20 protein-coding genes are annotated in these 22,291 nt (G+C 69.8%); 11 read left to right on the top strand and 9 right to left on the bottom strand.

Features of this window, described 5'->3' with window-relative positions; all coding sequences use genetic code 11:
* Positions 1 to 308 precede the first annotated feature (308 nt).
* Both RF637_RS12010 and RF637_RS12005 read right to left on the bottom strand, forming a co-directional pair.
* Complete coding sequence (locus RF637_RS12010) at positions 309 to 2,042, bottom strand: thiamine pyrophosphate-binding protein (RefSeq protein ID WP_368835487.1); 1,734 nt, start codon at positions 2,040 to 2,042, stop codon at positions 309 to 311.
* Entirely contained in the window at positions 2,039 to 3,484 is a 1,446-nt protein-coding gene (locus RF637_RS12005) for a sodium:solute symporter (RefSeq protein WP_368844944.1), read from the bottom strand. Before RF637_RS12005 ends, RF637_RS12010 begins: the two co-directional genes overlap by 4 nt.
* Before the next feature lie 214 nt (positions 3,485 to 3,698).
* Between RF637_RS12005 and speB the strand changes: the two genes are divergently transcribed.
* Entirely contained in the window at positions 3,699 to 4,736 is a 1,038-nt protein-coding gene (gene speB / locus RF637_RS12000) for an agmatinase (protein ID WP_368844943.1), read from the top strand.
* A complete protein-coding gene (locus RF637_RS11995; RefSeq protein ID WP_368835489.1) occupies positions 4,733 to 5,917 on the top strand; it encodes a PLP-dependent aminotransferase family protein in 1,185 nt (394 codons plus the stop codon). The genes speB and RF637_RS11995 overlap by 4 nt, the downstream gene beginning before the upstream one ends.
* On the opposite strand, the gene RF637_RS11990 is transcribed toward RF637_RS11995, so the two are convergent.
* Entirely contained in the window at positions 5,883 to 7,193 is a 1,311-nt protein-coding gene (locus RF637_RS11990; protein WP_368844942.1) for a CoA transferase, read from the bottom strand. The two genes, RF637_RS11995 and RF637_RS11990, sit on opposite strands and share 35 nt — an antisense overlap.
* A gap of 235 nt (positions 7,194 to 7,428) precedes the next feature.
* On the opposite strand from RF637_RS11990, the gene RF637_RS11985 reads away from it, so the two are divergent.
* Entirely contained in the window at positions 7,429 to 7,902 is a 474-nt protein-coding gene (locus RF637_RS11985; RefSeq protein WP_085108500.1) for a MarR family winged helix-turn-helix transcriptional regulator, read from the top strand.
* A gap of 6 nt (positions 7,903 to 7,908) precedes the next feature.
* Here RF637_RS11985 and RF637_RS11980 read toward each other — a convergent pair whose 3' ends face one another.
* On the bottom strand, positions 7,909 to 8,523 hold the full coding sequence (locus RF637_RS11980; RefSeq protein ID WP_193520092.1) for a malonic semialdehyde reductase: 615 nt from the start codon (positions 8,521 to 8,523) through the stop codon (positions 7,909 to 7,911).
* A gap of 134 nt (positions 8,524 to 8,657) precedes the next feature.
* Between RF637_RS11980 and RF637_RS11975 the strand changes: the two genes are divergently transcribed.
* Together RF637_RS11975 and RF637_RS11970 are read left to right on the top strand one after the other, a co-directional pair.
* Positions 8,658 to 9,266, top strand: a complete 609-nt coding sequence (locus RF637_RS11975) for a LysE/ArgO family amino acid transporter (RefSeq protein WP_193520091.1) — start codon at positions 8,658 to 8,660, stop codon at positions 9,264 to 9,266.
* Positions 9,267 to 9,298: 32 nt separating this feature from the next.
* A complete protein-coding gene (locus RF637_RS11970) occupies positions 9,299 to 10,363 on the top strand; it encodes a hypothetical protein (RefSeq protein WP_368835492.1) in 1,065 nt (354 codons plus the stop codon).
* A gap of 114 nt (positions 10,364 to 10,477) precedes the next feature.
* Here RF637_RS11970 and RF637_RS11965 read toward each other — a convergent pair whose 3' ends face one another.
* Genes RF637_RS11965 through RF637_RS11955 form a run of 3 tightly spaced genes read right to left on the bottom strand, consistent with a single transcriptional unit; the run spans position 10,478 to position 14,322 of the window.
* Positions 10,478 to 12,106, bottom strand: a complete 1,629-nt coding sequence (locus RF637_RS11965; protein ID WP_368844941.1) for a dihydrolipoamide acetyltransferase family protein — start codon at positions 12,104 to 12,106, stop codon at positions 10,478 to 10,480.
* Positions 12,107 to 12,109: 3 nt separating this feature from the next.
* Positions 12,110 to 13,120, bottom strand: coding sequence for an alpha-ketoacid dehydrogenase subunit beta (locus RF637_RS11960; protein ID WP_368844940.1), 1,011 nt, complete (start codon positions 13,118 to 13,120; stop codon positions 12,110 to 12,112).
* On the bottom strand, positions 13,120 to 14,322 hold the full coding sequence (locus RF637_RS11955; RefSeq protein WP_368844939.1) for a thiamine pyrophosphate-dependent dehydrogenase E1 component subunit alpha: 1,203 nt from the start codon (positions 14,320 to 14,322) through the stop codon (positions 13,120 to 13,122). The genes RF637_RS11960 and RF637_RS11955 overlap by 1 nt, the downstream gene beginning before the upstream one ends.
* 373 nt (positions 14,323 to 14,695) lie before the next feature.
* On the opposite strand from RF637_RS11955, the gene RF637_RS11950 reads away from it, so the two are divergent.
* From RF637_RS11950 to RF637_RS11940, 3 genes are all read left to right on the top strand, one after another.
* Positions 14,696 to 15,151: an Lrp/AsnC family transcriptional regulator gene (locus RF637_RS11950; RefSeq protein WP_131333684.1), complete on the top strand. Its 456-nt coding sequence runs from the start codon at positions 14,696 to 14,698 to the stop codon at positions 15,149 to 15,151.
* Positions 15,152 to 15,253: 102 nt separating this feature from the next.
* Entirely contained in the window at positions 15,254 to 16,711 is a 1,458-nt protein-coding gene (locus RF637_RS11945) for a tryptophan-rich sensory protein (RefSeq protein ID WP_144932711.1), read from the top strand.
* A gap of 4 nt (positions 16,712 to 16,715) precedes the next feature.
* On the top strand, positions 16,716 to 17,378 hold the full coding sequence (locus RF637_RS11940; protein WP_085108484.1) for a CPBP family intramembrane glutamic endopeptidase: 663 nt from the start codon (positions 16,716 to 16,718) through the stop codon (positions 17,376 to 17,378).
* Here RF637_RS11940 and RF637_RS11935 read toward each other — a convergent pair.
* Positions 17,344 to 17,598, bottom strand: a complete 255-nt coding sequence (locus RF637_RS11935) for a hypothetical protein (RefSeq protein WP_240919151.1) — start codon at positions 17,596 to 17,598, stop codon at positions 17,344 to 17,346. The genes RF637_RS11940 and RF637_RS11935 overlap by 35 nt on opposite strands.
* A gap of 243 nt (positions 17,599 to 17,841) precedes the next feature.
* Positions 17,842 to 18,537 carry a TetR/AcrR family transcriptional regulator gene (locus RF637_RS11930; protein ID WP_144999211.1) on the bottom strand — a complete coding sequence of 232 codons (696 nt, stop codon included), beginning with the start codon at positions 18,535 to 18,537 and terminating at the stop codon, positions 17,842 to 17,844.
* 95 nt (positions 18,538 to 18,632) lie between these two features.
* Here RF637_RS11930 and RF637_RS11925 point away from each other — a divergent pair, with 95 nt between their 5' ends.
* From RF637_RS11925 to RF637_RS11915, 3 genes are all read left to right on the top strand, one after another.
* Positions 18,633 to 20,207, top strand: coding sequence for a YhgE/Pip domain-containing protein (locus RF637_RS11925; RefSeq protein ID WP_368844938.1), 1,575 nt, complete (start codon positions 18,633 to 18,635; stop codon positions 20,205 to 20,207).
* A 56-nt stretch (positions 20,208 to 20,263) separates the two neighbouring features.
* Complete coding sequence (locus RF637_RS11920; RefSeq protein ID WP_085108480.1) at positions 20,264 to 20,767, top strand: DUF4870 domain-containing protein; 504 nt, start codon at positions 20,264 to 20,266, stop codon at positions 20,765 to 20,767.
* A 269-nt stretch (positions 20,768 to 21,036) separates the two neighbouring features.
* Positions 21,037 to 22,290 carry an NRAMP family divalent metal transporter gene (locus RF637_RS11915; protein ID WP_368844937.1) on the top strand — a complete coding sequence of 418 codons (1,254 nt, stop codon included), beginning with the start codon at positions 21,037 to 21,039 and terminating at the stop codon, positions 22,288 to 22,290.
* Position 22,291: the final 1 nt, after the last annotated feature.

The following is a 22,291-nucleotide window of genomic DNA, read 5'->3' as shown; positions in this document are numbered from 1 at the left end:
TGGTCGTCCACGATGGCGATCTCCTAGCTGTACAGCTAGGAGATCTCGGGCCTCGCGACGGCCAGTGGGTGCCCACTCCTGGATCCAACGGATGACTCACGTGATTGCGGCGCGAGCGCTGGATGCGCCTTTGCTTTTACTCCGTTGAAGCAGATTTCTGCCGCCCTGCGTGCATTTGCTCCACTAGAAATGCCCAGGGAGGTGGAAAGGGCAACGTGACGGTCGAGCCGGTAAAGCATGCGCCTCCGTCCGGCCGCACGCCTCACCCGGCCGCACGCCTCACCCGGCCGCGCCCCAGGCGGGCACACTCAGATCTTGAGGTGCACCAAACTCGTCCCCTTGGTCTCCAGCGCCGTGCGCACCGTGTCCGCGAGGGTGTCCATGGTCGCGGGGAGGCCAGTGGCGCCGAAGCCCTCGGCCAAGCGCACCCAGTCCGGCTGCACGAGGTCCACACCGAGCGGCTGGATGGAGCGGTCCACCATGTTCTGCCGGATCTCCCCGTAGCCGCCGTTGTCCACGCAGATCACGGGCAGGTCCAGGCCCAGTTCCACCGCGGTCATCAGTTCCTGGATGGAGAACATCAGGGCGCCGTCCCCCACGAGGCACACCACTGGGCGCTCGGGTGCGGCCAGCTTGGCGCCGATCGCCGCGGGCAGGCCGTAACCCAGCGTCGCGTACGTCCCCATGTAGAGCAGGGAGTGGGGAACGGGTGCGCGGAAGAACGTGGTGGATCCCATGTAGGTCACCTGGGACGAGTCGCCCGCCAGGATCGTGTCGTCCGGGACCACGTCCATGATGGTCTCGTTGAGCGCCGCGAGCTCGGGGGCCCACGTGCGGCCCTCCTCGTCCATCGCATCGAAGACCTCGCGCAGGTCTGGTGCCGTCCGCGCGGAGGGCGCGACGGCGACGTCGCCCGCCGCACCCGAGCCGGCGACGTGGCCCGAGCCGGCGGCGTCGCCGGGCCCCCCGGCGTCGGCCCGCGCCCGCAGACCCGCGAGCAACTGGGGGACCACCGCGGCGGAGTTGCCCGGGACCTCGACGTCCGGGGTGAGGTTGCACAGCATCTGGTCGCGCATGATGTCCACGCGCACCACGGGCCCCTGCGGGGTGATGTCGCCGCCCCACAGCTCGGCCTCGCCCACCTTGGAGCCGATCACGAGCAGGGCGTCCCGCGAGCGCAGGAACTCGTGGGCCGTGCTCAGCCGCAGGTCCGCGCCCAGGGAGAGCCGGTGTTTTTCGGGGATCGCTCCCTTGCCGTTGGTCGTGGTGATCACGGGTGCCTCGAGCAGTTCGGCCAGCTCGAGCAGGTGCTCCCCGGCGGCCAGGGAACCACCGCCGGCCAGGATGACCGGGCGCTCACTCGCGGCGAGCGCTTCGACGGCCGCGGCGACGTCGGCCTCCGGTGCCGGCGCGGGCTCGCCCAGGGGGCGGGGTGCGGTCGCGGACTCGGGGACGTCCGCGGGGGCCTCGAGGATGTCCAGGGGGATCTCGATGTGGATGGGCCGCGGCCGGGAGTGTGCGAAGTCGCGCATGGCGTCGTGGACCATGGTCACGGCCTCGGCGGCGGAGGTCACGCGCCGGGACACGCCCACGATCGCATTGACCGCGGCGGACGGGTTCTTGGTCTCGTGCAGCGAGCCGATGTCCCGGAAGTCGTGTCCCACGGGCCGCCCCGGGGAGAGCAGGATCATGGGCCGGGACTCGGCGTACGCGGTGGCCGCGCCGGACAGCGAGTTGAGCAGGCCGGGTCCGGAGGTCGTGATGACCACGCCGGGCAGCCCGCGCACCTGGGACCAACCGTCCGCGCCGTAGGACGCGCCCTGTTCGTGGCGCGTGGTGATCGGGCGGATCCCCAGCTCGCGCAGCGGCCGGTAGAACTCGAGCGAGTGCGTGCCCGGGATGCCGAAGACCGTGTCGATCCCGTAGCCGCGCAGCGTCTCCAGGACAGCGCGGGCCGTGGTGCGCTCGGGGTACGACGACGCCGCCCCCGCCGGGTTCTCGAACCCCCCGGGGGCGCCGGTGACCGTGTTCTCGTTGCTCATGCCTTGGACTCCTGAATCCGTCGGTTCCATTCCTGACTGACGTCGGACGGGGTGGGCCTGCTCATGAGTGATACCGCCACGAACACCACTGCGGAGGCGATCAGCCCCATGTAGATGGGTGCGTTGGCGAGCACCCCGAAGACCATCATGCCCGCCACTGTGGCTACGACCCCCACCCCCATGGACCACATGGCGCCGGCCGCGGTGGCGCGCGGCCACAGCAGCCCACCCAGGATCGCGACGAGCAGTCCGCCCACCAACAGGTCGTAGGCGATGGTCAGGGCCACCACGGTGGAGCTGACCAGCATGGACATCACGGTGATGAGCAGGCCCACGACCACCACGTAGACGCGGTCCTTGAGGACGGAGGCGTCCTCGGAGCGGGAGCGGGCGACGTCGGCGTCGGACGCCCCGAACAGGCCGCGCAGCGTGGGGACCACGTCCACGCGCGCCACGGTGGCCGCGGCGATCGTGGCCCCGGAGGCGGTGGACATCATGGCCGCGACGCCCGCGGCGAGCACCACACCACCCAGGCCCACGGGGACGTGCTGCTGGGCCATGGTCGCGAAGGCCTCGTCCGGCATCTCGAGGGTGGGAAGAACGGCGGCCGCAGCGGTGCCGATCAGGGCGCCGGCCACGCCGTACAGGGCCACATACCCGGCGGAGATCACCCCGCCCCAGCGGGCGACCCCGGGGGAGCGTGCGGTGAACACGCGCTGCCAGATGTCCTGGCCGATCAGCATGCCGAATCCGTAGATCACGAACTGCGTGATGATCCCCTGCAGACCCATGGCGCCCAGGTCGAAGAAGGAGGAGTCCAGCCACTCACGGATCCCGGACCACCCACCCCCGGCGGCCAGCGAGAACGGCAGGAGGATCGCGAAGATCCCCACGGTCATGAACACGAACTGCATGAGGTCCGTGAGGGTGATGGACCACATGCCACCGAGCACCGAGTATGCGATCACCACGGCGCCACCCAGGAGGATGGCCCACGGCCGGGAGATCGGGAACAGGACGGAGAAGATCGCCGCGTACGCCGCGGTGGAGGTCACCGCGATCATGATCGTGTACGCGAGCATCACGAAGGAGGACGCCGTGGCCCCGCCCTTGGCGCCGTAGCGCAACTGCAGCATCTGGGAGACGGTGAAGACCTTGAGCGACTGGATGCGCGCGGCGAAGAACAGACTCAGGACCCCCAGGCCCACGGCGATCGCCACCACGAGCCACATCCCGGAGATCCCGTACTGGTACCCGAGACCCACACCGCCCACGGTGGAGGCGCCGCCCAGGACCACGGCGGCCATCGTGGAGGTGTACAACCCCATTCCCAGCCGGCGCCCGGCCACCCGGTAATCGGTGGCGGTGCGGGCGCGGCGTGCCGCCCACAGCCCGATCACCACCATGGCGATCAGGTACAGCACGATGACCAGGACGTTCACGGGGGTCTCCTCGACAGAACTCGGGGTGTCCGCGCGCGCGAGCGGATGCGTTCGTGGGCGGGGTGGTTGGCACTAGGGTTTTATGCACCAGGTCACAAAAAGTATCACCGCGGTGGCGGTTCACGCCGCCGCGGGTGCCGTGTTCGTGGGAACCACGCCCCGAGAATCGCGGTGCACGTCCCCGGGTGATCCCCGGGAGGTAAGGAGTTCAGCAGTGGAACCGGAACGCGTCGTCGAAACCAATGCAGCGGGTGAGCAACGGGTGGGCCCCGTCAACGCCGCCCTGACACCGCGGTGGGCCGGGCCGGCCACGTTCGCGCGGTTGCCCCGCACGGATCAAGTGGAGCACACGGACATCGCCGTGGTGGGCGTGCCGTTCGACTCGGGCGTCTCCTACCGTTCCGGTGCGCGCTTCGGTCCGAATCACGTGCGCGAGTCCTCCCGGTTGCTGCGCCCCTACAACCCCGCGCAGAACCACTCGCCGTTCGCCCACCTGCAGGTCGCGGACGCCGGGGACATCGTGGGCAACCCGTTCGACATCCCCGAGGCCATCGCGTCCATCGAGACCGCCGCCAAGGAGCTCATGGGGGAGTCCACCAAGGTCGTGGCGATCGGCGGGGACCACACGATCGCGTTGCCGCTCATGCGCGCCGCCCACTCACGGCACGGCAAAATCGCGCTGTTGCACTTCGACGCCCACCTGGACACGTGGGACACCTACTTCGGTGCCGAGTACACCCACGGCACCCCGTTCCGCCGGGCGTTCGAGGAAGGCATCATCGACATGGACGCCGTGATGCACGTGGGCACCCGCGGGCCCCTCTACGGCACTCAGGACCTGGACGACGACGCCCGCTTCGGTTTCGAGATCGTCTCCTCCGCGGACGTCATGCGCTCCGGCGTGGACGCCGTGGTCGCGGCTCTGCGCGAGCGCGTGGGGGACCGCCCGCTGTACGTCTCCCTGGACATCGACGTCCTGGACCCCGCCCACGCACCCGGCACCGGCACGCCCGAGGCCGGTGGCATCACGAGCCGCGAGGTCCTCGAGATCCTGCGCGGTCTGCGCGGGCTGGACGTCGTTGCGTGCGACGTCGTGGAGGTCGCCCCTGCCTACGACCACGCCGAACTGACCGGGATCGCCGCGGCCCACGTGGTCTACGAGTTGATCTCGCTCATCAGCCTGGGCGCCGGCGCGTCCGCGGACGGCCCCGCCTATGGCATTTCGGGTGCCCGTTACGGGGGCCAGCGATGAGCGCGTTCGCGTCCCGCGCGGGGGAGTTCCGGCCCTCCCCGGTGCGCGCGGTGTTCGAGACGGCCATGGACCCCTCGGTGGTGTCCCTGGCCGGGGGCAACCCGGATCTGTCCGTGCTGCCGGGCGGGACCGTGGGGGATCTGGCCGCGCAGCTGATCCGTGAGCGCGCCGGTGAGATCCTGCAGTACGGTTCCGGCGCGGGGACCGCGGGCCTGCGCGAACTGAGCGTGCGGCTCATGGCGCGGGGCGGGTCCACGGTCACGGAGGCGGACGTCCTGCCGACCACCGGGTCCCAGGCCGGGTTGGACCTCGTGACCAAGCTGTTCTGCGACCCCGGGGACGTGATCCTGGCCGAGGGCCCCACCTACGTGGGTGCGCTGGGCGTGTTCGGCGCGTACGAGGTGGACGTGCGTCACGTCCCGGTGGACGAGCACGGCATGGACCCGAGCGCCGTCGCCGACGCGTTGGACGACGCCGCGGCGCAGGGTGAGCGCGTCCCGTTCGTGTACGTGATCCCCAGTTTTCAGAACCCCACGGGCGTGACCATGCCGGTGGAGCGGCGGCGCGAACTGGTGCGGGTGTGCGCCGAGCGGGACGTGATGATCATCGAGGACGATCCCTACGCGCTGCTGTCCTTCGACCGCGCGCAGCCCCTGGCCTCGATGCACGGGATGGACCCGGAGCACGTGATCCACCTGGGCAGCTTCTCCAAGATCTTCGCTCCGGGGCTGCGGATCGGCTGGATCGCGGCTCCCCCGGAGGTCAGGGGCCGGTTGCAGATCGCCGCGGAGTCCGTGGTGATCCACCCGTCCAACCTGGCACAGTCCCTCGTCACGGCGTGGGTGGGTTCCGAGCACTGGGAGCCCGCGCTCGACAACGCTGTGACGCTGTATCGCGAGCGCTGGGAAGCCATGGACGCGGCGTTGACCGAGTTCATGCCGTCCTCCGTGCGGTGGACCACGCCCACGGGCGGGTTCTTCACGTGGGTCACGGCGGACGAGTTGGTGGGCAAGGACGTCCTCGCGGAGGCGATCGCCCATGGGGTGGTCCTGGTACCGGGTTCGGCGTGTTACATGGACGGCCGGGACTCGGACGCGGTGCGGCTCGCGTTCTCCGGTGTTGCTCCCGCGCGGATCCGGGAGGGCGTCAAGCGGTTCGCGCAGGTGCTGCGGGACCTCTGACGCCGTCGTGCTCGCACCGCGGTGCTTCCGCCGGAGGCCGAGCGCCGTCGACGCGGACCGGCGACGGGACGTACTCGAGCATCCCGTGGTCGGTGGGCGCGGTCAGGGTCGCGGGGGAGAGATGGGCGTCCTGCGCGGTCCGGAGAGTGCGCGCATCCAACAGGGCCCGCGCGGTGCGTTCGAGGGACACCCGTGCGTGGCCCGCGGTCCCCGTGGCGAGCAGCGCGCAGGCCGCGGCGGCCATGCCGTAGCCCGCGGTGTGGTCCAGGGCCTGGACCGGTAGGGCCCCGGGGCGCCACCTCCCGTGCTGGTCCCGCGCACCGTAGTGATGGGCGATCCCCGTGGCGGCCTGGACGATGCTGTCGAATCCACGCTGCCCGCCCCGGGGGCCGGAAGGCTCCCACGCGCTGAGTTCCACGTGGACCAGGTGGGGGAAGCGGTCGCGGATGCTCGCGGCGGCGAGACCGAGATCGGTCAGGGAGCCGGGCCGGTACCCCGTGAGCAGGACGTCCGCGGCGTCCAGGGCGTCGGCCAGGTCCCCCGCCCGCGTGGGATCCGCCAGATCCCACGACACGCAGCGCACCCCCGCATCGGTGTCCAGGTGCTGGCCGAGCAGTTCGGGCAGGGCAGGCGGGTCGATGCGCAGCACGTCCGCGCCCAGGGCTGCCAGGAACTTGGTGGCCGTGGGGCCCGCGATCACCCGGGTCAGGGAGACCACGCGTACGCCCGCCAGGGGAGTGAGCGACGCCGTCCCCCGCGGTGCCGCGAACGGACCCTTCGCGGAACTGGACGGACAGCCTGCGGAATCGGACGAACGGGTCGACGCGCTGGAACCGGCACGGTCGAACACTCGGACGGGGATGTCCGCCGGGGTGAGCTCGAGCCACGGCCCCGGCTCGGACGCCGCATCTACGCGCCATTCCTGTTCCGTGGCCACGCGAGCGGCAATGCCGCCCTCGGCGACGATCCGGGACTCGGCCTGCTCCCCGGTGAGCTGGGCGAGGGCGGGTGCGAGGGCGTCGTCGTGCGTGATGTCCAGGGCGCGGAACAAACGCTCGCGGTGGTGCGGGTAATTGGCGTGCGTGCGCAGCCAGCCGTCCGACACGGGGAAGAAACCGGAACACGGGGCGAAGCCGGGCAGGGACTGCCCGTCGAGGCGGAGGTGGGAGACCGAGCCGAACGCCGCGATGACCTCCGGCAGCCGCGCCGTGATGACGCTGTCCCGATGGCCCATGGTGCGGGCGAGCTGCTGGGCGCCCGCCACTGCCAGCCCCACCCCCGAAACCGCCAGCCGCTGGACGTCCAACGGCCCGGACCAGTACCGACCACTACCGTGCACCGCAGCCGCCGCGTGCTCGCGCGCGGGAGCAGCCCGTCGAGGGCCGAAAGGATCTCCTGCATGCCGCTGCCTCCCGGGGCCGGAACCGTGGGCCACGATTCAAGCACACGGGCGCGCTCCGCGGGGTTCACGCGGGAGGAGGCCGTACCGCGCATGCTTAGGATTGTGAGTCATGGACTCCTCGCACGCTCCGGCCGCCGACGACCGCCGAGCCCGCATGCTGCGCAGCGCCGCGCGACTGCGTGCGGTGCTGCGCCAAGGGGTGTACTTCCTACGCAGCATGGAGGGGGCGCGGGAGCTCACGAGTCAGCAGATCAGCTTGTTGACCATGCTCAAACCGGGCGGTGCCCGCATGACGAGCATCGCCTCGAACCTCGGGGTGCGCACCCCCACGGCCACGCAGAGCGTGGACCGGCTGAGCAAGGCCGGACTCGTGCAACGCGATCCGGACCCCACCGATGCGCGGGCCGTCCTGGTGTCGCTGACCCCGCAGGGGGAAGAGGTGCTCGCGCGTGAGGATCAGCACCGCAGTGAACGGGTCGCGGATGTGCTGTACGAATTGAGTGCCGAGGAACTCGACCTCCTGGACGCCGCGCTGCCGGTGTTGGCCAAGCTCGCGCGGGCCCAGGAGTCGAGCGGGGACTGACCCGGGTCAGAGGGTCTCGGTGACGTCGTCCTCGAGGAAGCGGGGGCCGCGCTCGTAGGCGGGGGCCACGGGGTGCCCCAGGTTCACGACCACGATCGAGCGCTTGCCCGTCCCGGCGAAGAACTCCCGGTCCACGGCCTCGGCGTCGAAACCGGTCATGGGCCCGGCGGCCAGACCCGCGGCGCGCGCGGCCACGATGAAGTAGCCCACCTGGATGTGGGAGTTGGCCTTGCCGCTGGTCAGGCGCAGATCATCGTTGTCGTCGTACATGCCCTGCAGCTGCGGGGCGGCGGGGAGGAACTCGGGGAAGCGGGTGTGCCAGTTCTCGTCGTAGGCCAGGATCGCGGTCAGCGGGGCCTTGCGGGTCTTCTCCTGGTTGCTGCCGCTCATGTGCTGGACCAGGCGCTCGCGGGCCTCGGGGGTCTCCAGCCACGTGATGCGCAGGGGCTGGGAGTTGAACGCGGTGGGGCCCATCTTGGTGATCTCGTAGATGGCGCGCTTCTCGTCCTCGGTCACGGGCTCGTCCGTGAAGTGGTTTGCGGTGCGGGCGTCGAAAAACAGACGGTCGGCATCCTCCTCGGTGATCGCGAGGGCCAAATGTTCAGCGGTCATGACGGTCATGGCACGTCCTTTCTACGGCGTCGGACACCCGGTTCATCGGGCGTCCGCAATAATTTCTTCAGAAACTATACGTGCTGTGCCATGGCACCGTAAACCGAATGTCGGCAAGCTCACGTGGGCGGTAACTTGTTCGGGTGACTACAGCTTTCCTGCCCGGTGTCCTCACGGGCCTGGCCCTCATCGTGGCCATCGGGGCCCAGAACGCCTTCGTACTGCGACAGGGCATCCGCCGCCAACACCTGGGCGTCGTGGTGGCGATCTGCATCGCCTCGGACGTGGTGCTGATCGCCCTGGGAACCGCCGGCATCGGGTTCCTGATCGAACGCGCGCCCTGGTTGCTGGACATCTTCCGCTGGGCCGGGGTCCTCTACCTCGTGGGATTCGCCGTGCTCTCGTTCAAGTCGGCGCTGAAACCCCAGACCCTCGAGGCGGCTCAGGAGGGCGGTGGCTCACTGCGCACCGCGGTGCTCACCACCCTGGCCCTCACGTGGCTGAACCCCCACGTGTACCTGGACACCGTGCTCATGCTCGGGAACCTGGCCAATCAGCACGGTGACCACCGTTGGATCTTCGCCGCCGGTGCCATGACCGGTTCCGTGATCTGGTTCTCCGCGCTGGGCTGGGGTGCGCGCGCCCTGTCCCAGGTGCTCAACACCCCGCTGACCTGGCGGATCGTGGATGTGGGTGTGGGGCTGGTCATGCTGTTCATCGCCGTCAAGCTCGCGTTCATGCCAGGGGTCTGAGCCCTCATTGACGCGTGTGCTGGAATGGTGCCATGACGCCCACGTCCTCCTACACCAGCAGCGGAACCGGGCGTAGGTCCCAGGAGTTCACCCCGGCTGCGGCACTGTGCGGTTTCCTGGAGCACTCCGGTCGCCGGGCCGCCGAACTGAGTCCCGGCTACGAGCACGTCTGGGAGTGCGTGGCCCGCGTGACCGGCCCCGGGGACGGGCTGCAACAGGGGCTCGTGATGGCCGCGGCGGAGTCCTATCCGGCCCGGCCCACCCGCCCGGTCCTCAACGCGGTGGCGGCCGCCTTCGAGTTGCTCCGCGCGTCCCTCGAGCTCCGCGACGGCGTGCAGACGACACCCGGCGGCGCAACGCCCAGTGACCTCTCGCCCCATGGCGGGACCATGGCGCGCTCGGCCCACACCGATGCCGCCGGGGAGACCGACGAAGCCCTCGCGAGCGACCTCGCCCTGTCCGGCGCCTACCGGATGATCGCGACGTCCCACGCCCCGGAGTCCCGCCTGCTCAAGCTCCTGGACATCCTGGACCACGCCGCGTTCCACGCCGCCGCCGGGGATCGGATGGCCGCTGAACATGCCCGGCGCGCGGGTGCGGTCTCCCGCCAGGAGGTCCTCGACGCCCTGCGGATCGGCAGCGCTGTCCCGTGCTTCGAAGCACCGCTGCGCGCCGGAGCGGTGCTCGGCGGCGCCCCGACCGCGCAGGTCACGGCCCTCGCGCAGGCCGGCCGCGCGCTCGGCGTCGCCCACGCACTCGCCGGGGAGTTGAGCGCGTGCACGGGCTCGGAGGACGACGACGCCCCTGCCCGGTTCCTGACCTCCGGTCGCCGCACCGTACTGGGGTGCCTCGTGGAGTCCGGCCCGCACGGCCCCGCGTGGCGGGCGCTCCGGGAACGCTGCGCGCAGCGAACCGCTTCGCCCGACGACGTTGCCCAGGCCCGCGATTTGCTGTCCCGCTCCGGAGCGGACGCGGCCGTGGCGCGGATGGTCGAGATCGCCGTCGAGCGGGCGCGGGACGCCATGACGGCCGGGGACCTCCCCGCGTCCCTCACGGAACGACTCACGGGCTGGGCGGAGCGAGAGCTGATCCGTTGAGGTCGGCGCGGCCCAAACCGTCCCGCACGCACGACGACGGCGCGCGGACCGAGGTCCACGCGCCGTCGTCAGGAGAGCGGGGTGTCAGCAGTAGGGCACCCCGCGCAGGGAACATCAGATCCGCGCCAGCGCCCCCGCGGGGTTCTCGATGCAGTCGGCCACGAAGCGGATGAAGCCGCCCGCCGCGCCGCCGTCGCACACGCGGTGGTCGAAAGCGATCGACAGGGTCGCGACCTTGCGTACCGCGAGTTCACCGTTGACCACCCACGGCTTGTCGATGATCCGCCCGATTCCCAGGATCGCGACCTCCGGGTGGTTGATGATGGGCGTGGCCCCGTCCGTGCCGAACACCCCGTAGTTGTTCAGCGTGAACGTGGAACCACTCAGCTGCGCGAGGGAGGCCTTGCCGGAGCGGGCGACGTCGATGATTTCCCGCATGGCCCCCGTGAGCTCCACGGCGCTGAGCCGGTCCGCGTTGCGCAGGTTGGGCACCATGAGACCGCGCTCGGACTCCACGGCGAGCCCCAGGTTGATCCCCTGGAACCGGGTGATCGTGCGGGATCCGCCCGGCGCGGTGTCCATGCGCGCGTTCAACTGCGGGAAACGCTGCAGCCCGGCCAGCGTGAACCGCGCGATCAGCGCGAGCAGGCTGGGCGTGGTCTGCGGGTCCGCGGCCTTGAGCTCGGCGCGCAAGCGCAGCAGCTCGGTGGCGTCCACGTCCACCCACACGGTGGCCTCGGGGATCTCGCCTCGCGAGCGCGTCATGGCGTCCGCAATGGCCTTGCGCACACCCTTGACGGGCTCCCGGACGGCCACGCCCAACCCCGTGCGGGGGTCCACGTCCTGACCCGTCCCACCGAGCTCTGGCGAGGACGACGGCGCCGCGGGCGGCTTCGGAGCCCCGGCCAGGCCCGCAGGTTCACCCTGAGCCCCCGGTCCACCCGGTGCCGGGGGCGGCGGAACGGGTGCACCGGTCGTGAGACCCGGGGCCGCGGGACCGGCCGTGGCCAGACCCGTGGGAGCCGGCCCGGCGGCGTCGGCCCGGGAACGCTGGTCCTCGACCTGGTCGAGCGCAACGAGGACGTCGCGGCGCATGATGAGACCGCCCGGGCCGGTGCCCTCGAGCGCGGTGATGTCCACGCCGTGTTCGCGCGCGAGCTTGCGCACGAGTGGCGAGACGACCGTGGGGGCCATCCGGGGTGCCGCGGTCAGCGCGTCGTGCGTGTGGGCAGCCGCGCCCGTGGGGGCAGCGCCGTCCGGAGCGGCAGGACCGCCGCGCTTGTGCCGCCGCCGCCGGGAGGATCCCGCGGCGGACGTCCCGTAACCGATCAACACGTTGCCGGAGGACTCGTCCTCGCCGGCCTCGGGGTCGGCCTCGTCCACGGAGAGCTCGGCCGACGGGCGGGTGCCCGCGAGCTCCTCCTCGCGGTACCCGGCCCCGTGGGTGGGCTCGGGAGCGTCGTCGTCGGAGCCGGAACCCGCGGCGGACTCCGGGGCCTCGATGCCGTCGGAGACGGAGATCAGCGGTTGGCCCACCAGCAGGGTGTCGCCCTCGGCGCCGTGGAGCGTGTGCACCACGCCCTCGAACGGGGTGGGTACCTCCACGGCCGACTTGGCGGTCTCCACCTCCACGATCGGCTGGTCCATGGTGACGGTGTCACCCTCGGCCACGAGCCAGCGGAGGATGTCCGCCTCGGTGAGCCCTTCGCCCAGGTCGGGCAGGTTGAACACATTGATGCTCACGGGTCAGTCCTCCCATTGCAGGTCGTCCAGGGCATCCAGGACGCGCTCGGAGCTCGGGATGTGGTGGTGCTCGAAGGACGGCGAGGGGTAGGGGATGTCGAATCCCGTGACCCGCAGCACCGGTGCGGCGAGCGAGTGGAAGCAGCGTTCCTGGGTGCGCGCGGCGATCTCCGAGGCCACGGACGCGAAGCCCTGGGCCTCGGCCACGACCACGGCGCGCCCGGTCTTGCGCACCGAGGCGGCCACGGTCTCGTCGTCGTAGGGGACCACGGAGCCCAGGTCCACGACCTCCACGGACATCCCGTCCCGGGCGGCTTCCTCGGCTGCGGCCAGGCACACGGGCACGGACGGCCCGTAGCTGATCAGGGTCGCGTCACTGCCTTCGCGGGCGACGACGGCGTGGCCCTCCCGGCGCGGCAGCGTCCCGTTCTCGTACTGCGAGCGCAGCTCGTCCAGGTCCACCTGCGCGGTGGACCAGTACAGCCGCTTGGGCTCGAAGAACACCACGGGGTCCGGCGAGTCGATCGCCTCGCGCAGCATCACGTAGGCGTCCGTCACGGAGGCCGGGGTGAAGACCTTCAGCCCCGGGGTGTGCGCGTAGTAGGACTCGGAGGAGTCGCAGTGGTGTTCCACACCGCCCACGCCACCGCCGTAGGGGATGCGGATGACCAGGGGCATGGGCAGCTTGCCGCGGGTCCGGTTGTGCATCTTGGCCACATGGGAGGCCACCTGCTCGAACGCGGGGTACGCGAACGCGTCGAACTGCATCTCCGCGACCGGGCGCATGCCGTTCATGGCCATGCCCACCGCGGTGCCGATGATCCCCGACTCCGCGAGCGGGGTGTCGAAGCAGCGCTCGCGGCCGAAGCGCGCGGTCAACCCGTCCGTGATGCGGAAGACCCCGCCCAGGGTCCCCACGTCCTCACCGAAGACCACGACCTCCCGGGACGCCTCCATGGCGTCCGCGAGTGCGGTGTTCAGCGCCTTGGCGAAACTGACTTTCGAAACGCTCATCACGCCTCCTCTCGGGAGAGCTCGTCGGCCAGTTGAGCGGCTTGTTCGCGCAACTGGGTCGTGGGTTCGTGGTAGACGAAGCGGAACAGGTCCTGGGGATCCAGTTCCGGCTTGGAGGCCATGGCCTCGCGCAGCCGCTTGGCCATGGCCTCGGCGTGCTCCGAGATCCGTTGGGACGCGGCGTCGTCCAGCGCACCCTGGTCGGAAAGGTAGCGCTGCATGCGGGTGATCGGGTCCTTGGCCACCCACTCCCTGACCTCGTCGCGCTCGCGGTAACGGGTGTCGTCGTCCGCGTTGGTGTGCGCTTGCATGCGGTAGGTCATGGCCTCCACGAGCAGCGGACCGCCGCCCTGGCGGCACAGCTCCACGCCGCGGCCCAGGACGGAGAGCAGCGCCGCGAGGTCGTTGCCATCCACGCGCTCGCTGGCCATCCCGTAGCCCACACCCTTGTGGGCCAGGGACGGCGCGCGCGTCTGCGAGGACAGCGGCACGGAGATCGCGTACCCGTTGTTCTGCACCAGGAACAGGACGGGCAGCTGGAAGACGGCCGCGAAGTTCAGGGCCTCGTGGAAGTCCCCCTCCGACGTCGCCCCGTCACCGCACATGGCCAACGTCACCGTGTTCTCGCCGCGCAGCTTGGCGGCATGGGCCACGCCCACGGCGTGCAGCAGCTGCGTGGTCAGCGGAGTGGCCTGGACGGAGACCTTGTACTTGCGGGGGTCGTAGCCGCCGTGCCAGTCCCCGCGGTAGGTGCTCATGACCTCCAGTGGATCCACACCGCGGGACATCACGGCCACGGAGTCACGGTAGGTGGGGAACAACCAATCGTCGTCCTCGAGGCACAGGGCAGCCGCCACCTGGCAGGCCTCCTGGCCGTGGCTGGACGGGTAGACCGCCATGCGGCCCTGTCGCACGAGCGCCATGTTCTGGTCGTTGATGCGCCGGCCCACCACGAGCTTCTCGTAGGCGTCCAGCAGGCGGGGGTTCTCCGGCATGGGGTACTCGTGGCCGGGCTCCTGACCCTGCTCGGACTCCGGGACCGCGCTGCCGTCGGGGTTCAGCAGCCGGATCTCGCTGCTCGCGGGCAGCATGTACTGCTCAGGGGTGATCCCGAAGTTCTTGGAGGCCTCCACCGCCGGATTCACGGACGGAGTGTGCTCCTGGGCGGCGGATTCGCCACCGGCGGGGGTGGGCTCGCTCATGGTGCGTCCCTTTCTTCTCTGTGTGGAACTCGGTGGTGCTCGGCACCTCGTTCCGCGGCAGCGCGCAGCGAAGGGCGGGGTGGACACATCGTCCGCACAGTATGAAAAATTCGGCCGCCTCGTCTCCACACCGGGGGAAATTCGTGGACGAACGTTGATTCTGGGACACTCTCATGGACAATATGCTTGGTAGTGACGTGCGTCATGCTGCTTTGTCTACCGCGTCACGACCGGTGACGACGGCGCTCGGCGCGGCGGCGTCGTCACCCCCGGAGCGCGCGGGCCGTCGCGAAGGGGCGTGAGGCCCATGGTCATGGCGCGCGAGGCCCATGACGAGAGACCGCGGGGCACGATGACAGAGAAGGAGTACCGGATGGCGGAGCGGGAGCGCCCCGAACTGGACGACACGGATCGGCGGATCCTGGAGGAACTCTCGGCGGACGCACGGCAATCGGTGACCGCGCTCGCGGCCAAGGTCCACATCTCCCGCGCGCACGCCTACGAGCGCATCCGCAGGCTGCACGAACAGGGCGTGGTGCTGCGCTACACCGCGGTGATCGATCCCGCGCGGGCGGGGCTCGAGGCCTCGGCATACGTGACAGTGCGGTTGAAGCAGAACACGTGGCCGTCCCTGTGCGTGAAGCTGCGCAAGATCCCCCAGGTGCAGCACATCGCACTGGTGGGTGGCACGTTCGACGTCATGCTCCTCGTGCGCGCCCGGGGCACGGCGGAACTGCGGGATGTGATCTTCGACCGCATCCAGCCCATGCCGGAGGTCGTGGACACGCAGACGTTCCTGATCTTCGAGGACGTGGACGTCCGCGGGTGACGGAGCCCTGCCCGTAGATGGCGTGGGATGCTCAGCATACGATCGACATGGATGGGGTGGCCGCCGCGGTCATCCACGGATCGTTCACGGTTGGGAGTTCGCATGACTGAGACCGCACGGCTCGCCCTGGTCACGGGAGCCACGGGATACATTGGCGGCCAGGTGGCCCAGGAACTGTTGCAGCGGGGGTGGCGGGTGCGCCTGCTCAGCCGCAGTGCGGAGAAGGTGCGCGACCTCCCCTGGGGGGACGCTGTCGTCCCCGATGGGCAGAGCGCCGAACCCGGACGCGCGGAAGTGGTGGAGGGGGACGCCTCGGACGCGAGCGACGTCGCCCGCGCCCTGAAGGACGTGGACGTCGCGTGGTACCTGCTGCACTCCATGGGCGACTCCGAGAACTTCGTACAGGAAGAAGTGGAGATGGCGGAGACGTTCGCGCGGGCCGCCCACGACGCCCACGTGCAGCGGATCGTCTACCTGGGGGGACTGCACCCCACGGACGAGCCGGTCGAGCAACTGTCCGATCACCTGCGTTCGCGCGTGGAGGTGGGGCAGGCGCTCATGGACTCCGGGGTGCCCACTGCGGCGCTGCAGACGGGTGTGGTGATCGGGGACGAGTCCTCGTCCTTCATCATGATCCGTCACCTCTCCGAGCGACTGCCGGGTGCAATCGCCCCCAAGTGGGTGCGCAACCGGATCCAGCCGATCGCCGTGGCGGATGTGGTGCACTACCTCGCGGGGGCGGCGGACCTGCCGTCGGACGTGAACCGCACGTTCGACGTGGGCGGTCCGGACGCCATCGAGTACGCGGACATGCTGGACCAGTACGCCCGGGCTGTGGGCAAGGGCGGGCGGTTCATGCTCACCGCGCCCGTGACCACCGCCGAGCTCGCGGCGTACTGGATCGGGCTGGCGACCCCCATCAGCTCCCGGCTCGCGCGGCCTCTGATCGGTAGCCTGCAGCACGACACCGTGCTGCACGAACGGGACCTGGACGATTACATCGGCGCCCCGGAGGGCGGGCACACGTCCTTCGCGGACGCGGTGCGCGCCGCCGTGAAGAACGAGGACCTCGGCCGGTGGCGCCGCGTCTTCCTGACCACCGCGGGGGCCGTGGCGGCCACGGCGGTGGCCGGTTCCCTGGCGACCGACCCCGGTTCGCGGTGGTACCGCACACTGCGCAAGCCCCGGTTCCAGCCCCCGGCCTGGCTGTTCCCCGTGGCGTGGACGGCGCTGTACGCGGACATCGCCGCGGTGGGCGCGCTGTCCATCGCGGATCTCGGGGAGAAGAAGCAGGAGAAGGAGAAGCGCGCCTACATCGCCGCGCTCGGGACCAACCTGGTGCTCAACGCCGGGTGGAGCATCCTGTTCTTCCACCGCAAGCAGCTCACCGCGTCCTCCGTGGAGTCTGTCCTGTTGACACTCAGCAGCGCGGACCTCGTGCGCCGTAGCGCAAAGGTGTCCCCCGAGAAGGGCGCTGTGCTCAGCCCGTACGCGGGCTGGACCGCGTTCGCCGCCGTCCTGACCAACACCCTCCGAGTACTCAATCGGCGCAGGAAGTGATGATGTGAGCGAGTACCGGGTCAGCCCCTACGGGGACGCCACCCAGGCCACGCGCAAGCGCACCGTGTGGGTCGTGATCATCACGGGCCTCCTGGCCGCCGCGGGTCTCGCGTGGTCCCTGCGCATCCCCGCCGGGGACCCGTGGTTCACCCCCGCGACCTTCATCCTCGCGGGGGTATACATCATGGGCAGTTCGATCGCCGTGCGGATGACGGGGGAGCGCCTGCCCTGGAAGGTCACCCCCAAGGGCTTGCGGGACGCGGTGATCGGAGGTCTGCTGCTGGCGGCGCTTTTCATCGCGGGCGGTTTCATGGTGCGGTTCGTGCCGTTCCTGGCCGGGCCCGTCCACGAACTGCTCAACCACGCCCGCGTGGGGAGCTTGTTCATGGTGGCCCTGACCACCGCGGTCAACGGCGTCGCGGAGGAGACCTACTACCGCGGCGCGCTGTGGCGCGTGCTCCCGCGGGGCCGCCGGATCCTCGTGACCACGATCGCCTACACCGCGGTCACGTCCCTGGCCGGCATCCCCCTGCTTGCGCTCGCCGCCGCCGCACTCGGCGCGTTCGTGGGGTACCTGCGCGAGCGCACGCGCTCCCTGGTCCCCGGGATCGTGACCCACCTGATCTGGTCGCTCACCATGTTGTTCGTGTTGCCGTTCGTGGTGTGACCGGCCCGTCCGGCTCGCGTTCGATCGCCCCCGGTCGTCCCGCGGCTGCGGGACTTCCGGGGGCGATGTCCGGGTCGATGTCCACCCCCTGGTCACGCGCGATCCGCGGGCCGGCGGGGACGTCCGGGTCGTCCAGGAACCCGTAGTGCAGGGTCAACTGGGTGATGTGATCGGACTCCGCACCCGTGCGATCCACCGTGACTGCGTCCTGAGGTGCCATGTGCGGGACGTTGGCGGGAACCGTGCGCGGTGAACACCTTCTCGTGGATGACCCTGTTGAACTGGGCATTCTCGCTCAGCGCGAGGGGAGTGGAGACCGTGTTGGGGTGCGCGTAGACCGAGAACGGCGTGGTGGTCAGCAGGAACGTGCCCGTCACGGCCAATCCGTAGACGATCGCCAGTTGTTCGGAACTGCGGAACACCACCAACAGGACGAGCACCCCGAGGAGCAGGGGGTCGGGGATCAGGCGGGGCGCGTGAACGCGAGCCACATGGTGGGGATCACCTGCTGCGCGCCGTGCCCGGAGCCGCCCATGGCCATGTGGTCCGCGAGCTGGCCCGAGTAGCTGGTGAGCAGCATGCGGGCCACGTCCCCGGGGGAGACCAGGAACTCCAGGCGCTGGGTCTGCGCGACCCGCACGAGGGCCTGCTCGATGGCGTGGTAGACCCGCGCGCGGATGGGTGCCATCTGCTGGCGCACCTCGGGGAAGCGGAACGCCGCGAGGGACAGTTCCACGCGCAGGGCCTGCTGGTTCACGTTGGCCACCTGGCCCGTCACGCCCTCGATGATGCGGGTGACCACGTCCTCTACGTCCAGTCCCGAGCCGAGCCAGTGGTCCAGCTCCGTGCCGAGGGTGTCCACGAGCTGGGTGGCGAGGTCCTCGAACGCGAGGATCGCGAGTTCCCGCTTGGACTCGAAGTTGGAGTAGAACGCACCGCGCGTGAAACCGGCGGCCGCGCACAGGTCGCTCACCGAGGCGCCGTCGATCCCCTGCCGCGCGAAGACGGCCGGGGCGCTGCGGATCAGTTTGAGCCGCGTGGCGCTGCGGGAACGCCTGTCCCGCGCGGCCTGCTGTGTGGCAGGGTCATTCGTGACGGGCCGCGTGCCCTCCGAGAGGTCCGCAGCGGGTGCAGCGGGTGCGTCTGTCTGGTTGCTCACGTATCCATCGCCTCGTCTTCACATCTCGATACATCAGTGTATCGTGATCAGGAACCCCCAGACACGTCGTGCATTCCTCGCGCCAGGAGAAACCTGTGACACCCAAACACGCTCCCGCCCACTCCCTCCGGGCCCGACTCGGACGGCCTTTCGGCCAGGTCGGGTTCTGGCTGCTGCCCATGCTCGCGATCATCGCCGTGGGCGTGATCGGCACCGCCCTCTACCTGGGAGGCCTGTCCAGCCCGGACAAGCACTTCAAGGAGTTCCCCATTGCCGTGGTCAACCAGGACAAGGGCGCGGAGGTGCCCCAGGCCGACGGCAAGGCCAGCCAGGAGAACCTGGGCAAGGACCTCGTCCAGAAGTTCGCGGACAAGGCCGCGGAGGAGGACAAGATCGACCTCCGGCAGCTCAGTATCGACGAGGCACGGGAACAGTTGGATCGCGGTGAGCTCTACGCCGCCGTGGTGGTGCCCGAGTCCTTCTCCGAGGACACCGTGAGTCTCATCGAGGGGTCCCTCACCCGGGATAACGCCGCGCGCCCCGAGGTCACGGTCTACACGGACCCGCAGGCCGGTTCCCTGGGCACCCGACTGGCCACGGGGGCGGTCGAGCCCGGCGTGCGCGAGGCCAGCAAGAAGCTCGGCGAGCAGCTCTCGGAATCTGTGGCTCCCGCCGAGGAACAGGCATACAACCAGGTACTGCAGCAACTGCAGCAGTCCCAGCAGCAACAATCCCAGCAGCTACAGCGACAAGCCGCGCAGGGCGGCCCCGAGGTCCAGCAGTTCGCGCAGCAGGTGCAGAAGGCCCAGGAGGGCTCCGCGGAGCAGATCGCCCAGAATCTCTCGCCCACGGTCAGTTCCGTGGCCAAGAAGACCCTGGCCGACCCGGTGTCCATGGTCTCCAAGCCGTACAACGACCTCCAGGAGGGTACTGCGCTGGGGATGAGCGCCTTCTACTACTCCATCCTCCTGCTCGTGGTGGGGTTCTCCGGGTCCGTTGCCCTGAACCTGCTCATGGATGCGCGGATGGGTATGGCGCCCTTCGAGATGGGCCCGTTCTTCAAGGACTACGAACGCGCCGTGCTGCCCCGCCCGGTGGGCTTCCTCATGAAGTGGCTGACGTTCGTGGTCGCGGCACTGCCCGCGTCCGCGCTCATGATGTGGGTGGCCTCCGCCGTGGGCATGCCCGTTCCTCACGGGCTGCTCGTGTTCCTGCTCGGGTGGCTCGCGATGTCCACGGTCTCGGCCATCGCCCTGGCCCTGATCTCCGTGGGCGGTAGCGTGGGCATGTTGTTGTGCCTGGCCTACCTCGTCTTCATGGGCCTGCCCTCCGCGGGCGCCGTGGTCCCGTTGGAGGCGGTTCCCGGATTCTTCCGTGCGATCGCCCCGATCGAGCCCTTGCATCACATCTTCACGTCCATCCGCTCCGCGCTGTTCTTCGACGCGATCCCGGAGGCCGGTCTCACTACCGGGGTCATCGGACTGTTCGTCATGCTCGCGCTCGCTCTGCTCGTGGGCGTGCTGGGCGGTTGGGGCTACGACAAGTGGGTGGGTCTGCGCGGTTCCGACGGCGCCGCCAAGCACAGTGCGAAGTCTCCCGTGCCCGCCGGTGAGAAACCCCTCTCCAAGACTGCGGATAACCCCTCCGTGCCGAACGGCGCCTCCGCCTAGGCTGGAGCCAGGACACGACCAGTGAGCCTTCCCGGCTCGGACACCACGGAGATGACATGAGCTACGAACCGCAGCAACCGCGTCCCGACTACCGCTCGCAGGGACCCACGGGCCCCGGCGGGCCCGACCCCCGCGGCCAGCAGTACGCGCAGGGCGGCCCGCACGCCCAGGGTCCCAACGGCTACCGCGCGGGTTCCTCCGGGCCCCGGGACGACGAGCGCACCGTGGCCGTGCTGACCCACCTCGCGGGCCCGATCGCCGCGATCGTCTCCGTGGGCTGGCTCGGCTTCCTGGGCCCGCTCATCGTGTGGTTCGTCTACAAGGACAAGAGCCCGTTCCTGCGGTCGGCCGCCGCGGGCGCGTTCAACTTCAACGTGACCATGTGGCTCGTCAACCTGGTGGGCTGGATCCTGCTGTTCACGGTGATCCTCTCGCCCGTGGGGCTGCTGCTGATCGCCGCGTACTGGGTCCTGTTGCTCGTGTGCCACATCATGGCCGCGGTCAGGGCCGGCCGGGGCGTGGTGTACCGCTATCCCATGCAGCTGCCGATCCTGCGCTGAGCGCGCCGCACCCGCGGAGGGTGAGCCGCTCCTCAACTGCTGAGGCAGCGCGAAGCCGTTAATGGAAATCGAGGCATCGAGAAGCCACTTCGGTCCGTCCGAAGTGGCTTTTCGCTACCCAGAATCTCGGGCATGGTCTGGGGATGCCTCGGACATTGCCGCCGCGCCGTCAGTTGTCCCACAGTTCGCTGGGCAGATTGTTGAACAACCTATAGGCTGCCTTCATTGCACGAATGTGTCCCCGCTCGCGTGACCCCTTGGATGGAAGCATGTCCTCTGTCAGTCCCAGCCCGCAGCCCGGCGAGTCCGTGACCGAGGGCGGGAAAACGCCCCAGCGCACCACCGGGCACCGCAGTGCCCTGTTGGGGGCCATGTTCCTCATGGCCACGAGTGCCATCGGGCCCGGTTTCATCACCCAGACTACCGTCTTCACGGTGCAGTTGGGCGCTGCCTTCGCGTTCGCCATCCTCATCTCGATCCTCGTGGACATCGCCGTGCAGCTGAACGTGTGGCGGGTCATCGGGATCTCGGGTCGCCGGGCGCAGGAACTGGCCGGGAGGGTGTTGCCCGGTGCCGGGGCGGTGCTCGCGGCGCTGGTTTTCCTGGGCGGTGCGGTCTTCAACATCGGCAACATCGCGGGAACCGGTCTGGGCCTCAACGCCATGTTGGGCCTGGATCCCAAGATCGGCGGGGGGATCTCCGCCGCGATCGCCGTGTTGATCTTCCTCTCGAAGCGCGCGGGACTCGCGCTGGACCGCATCGTGGTGCTGTTGGGCGCCGTCATGATCCTGCTCATGCTGTACGTGGCCATCGTGGCGGCTCCGCCCGTGGGGGAGGCGCTGAAGAACACGGTGTTGCCGGAGCGGATCGACGTCCTGGTGATCACCACGCTGATCGGCGGCACGGTGGGCGGGTACATCACGTACTCCGGCGCGCACCGCATGATCGACTCGGGAGTCACCGGTGTGGAGAGCGTCCGGGAGATCACGCGCAGTTCTGTGCTGGGCATCCTGGTCACGTGCGTGATGCGTGTGTTGTTGTTCCTCGCGATCTTCGGGGTGGTGGCCGGCGGGGTCTCCCTCACGAGCGACAACATGGCGGCGGAGGCCTTCGGTGCCGCGGCCGGTGAGATCGGTGTACGGATCTTCGGTGTGGTGCTGTGGGCCGCGGCGCTGACCTCGGTCATCGGGGCCGCGTTCACGTCCATCTCCTTCGTGACCTCGTCCCAGGGCAAGCCGCGCACCCGGAACCTGCTCACCGTGGCCTTCATCGCGGTGTGCGCGGTGGTCTACCTCTTCCTGGGCCAGGCACCGCAGACCCTGCTGATCTTCGCTGGCGCGTTCAACGCCCTGATCCTGCCCGTCGGTTTCGCCATCCTGTTGTGGGTCGCATGGCGCCGCAGGGATCTGTTGCACGGCTACCGCTACCCGGTGTGGCTGCTCGTGGTGGGTGTCCTCGCCTGGTTGCTCACGGTGTATCTCGCGTGGAACTCCCTGGCGGGCCTCGCGAAGCTCTGGTCCTGAT

It is taken from the genome of Kocuria sp. CPCC 204721 (assembly GCF_040980945.1).
GTDB lineage: Bacteria > Actinomycetota > Actinomycetes > Actinomycetales > Micrococcaceae > Kocuria > Kocuria marina.
This window is presented reverse-complemented; position numbering and strand designations above follow the sequence as displayed.

Coding starts and splice junctions, on each gene's coding strand:
- RF637_RS12010 (WP_368835487.1), bottom strand. CDS start 2,042: ATGAGCAACGAGAACACGGTCACCGGCGCCCCCGGGGGGTTCGAGAAC.
- RF637_RS11995 (WP_368835489.1), top strand. CDS start 4,733: ATGAGCGCGTTCGCGTCCCGCGCGGGGGAGTTCCGGCCCTCCCCGGTG.
- RF637_RS11985 (WP_085108500.1), top strand. CDS start 7,429: ATGGACTCCTCGCACGCTCCGGCCGCCGACGACCGCCGAGCCCGCATG.
- RF637_RS11980 (WP_193520092.1), bottom strand. CDS start 8,523: ATGACCGTCATGACCGCTGAACATTTGGCCCTCGCGATCACCGAGGAG.
- RF637_RS11970 (WP_368835492.1), top strand. CDS start 9,299: ATGACGCCCACGTCCTCCTACACCAGCAGCGGAACCGGGCGTAGGTCC.
- RF637_RS11960 (WP_368844940.1), bottom strand. CDS start 13,120: ATGAGCGTTTCGAAAGTCAGTTTCGCCAAGGCGCTGAACACCGCACTC.
- RF637_RS11955 (WP_368844939.1), bottom strand. CDS start 14,322: ATGAGCGAGCCCACCCCCGCCGGTGGCGAATCCGCCGCCCAGGAGCAC.
- RF637_RS11950 (WP_131333684.1), top strand. CDS start 14,696: ATGGCGGAGCGGGAGCGCCCCGAACTGGACGACACGGATCGGCGGATC.
- RF637_RS11945 (WP_144932711.1), top strand. CDS start 15,254: ATGACTGAGACCGCACGGCTCGCCCTGGTCACGGGAGCCACGGGATAC.
- RF637_RS11935 (WP_240919151.1), bottom strand. CDS start 17,598: ATGGCACCTCAGGACGCAGTCACGGTGGATCGCACGGGTGCGGAGTCC.
- RF637_RS11920 (WP_085108480.1), top strand. CDS start 20,264: ATGAGCTACGAACCGCAGCAACCGCGTCCCGACTACCGCTCGCAGGGA.
- RF637_RS11915 (WP_368844937.1), top strand. CDS start 21,037: ATGTCCTCTGTCAGTCCCAGCCCGCAGCCCGGCGAGTCCGTGACCGAG.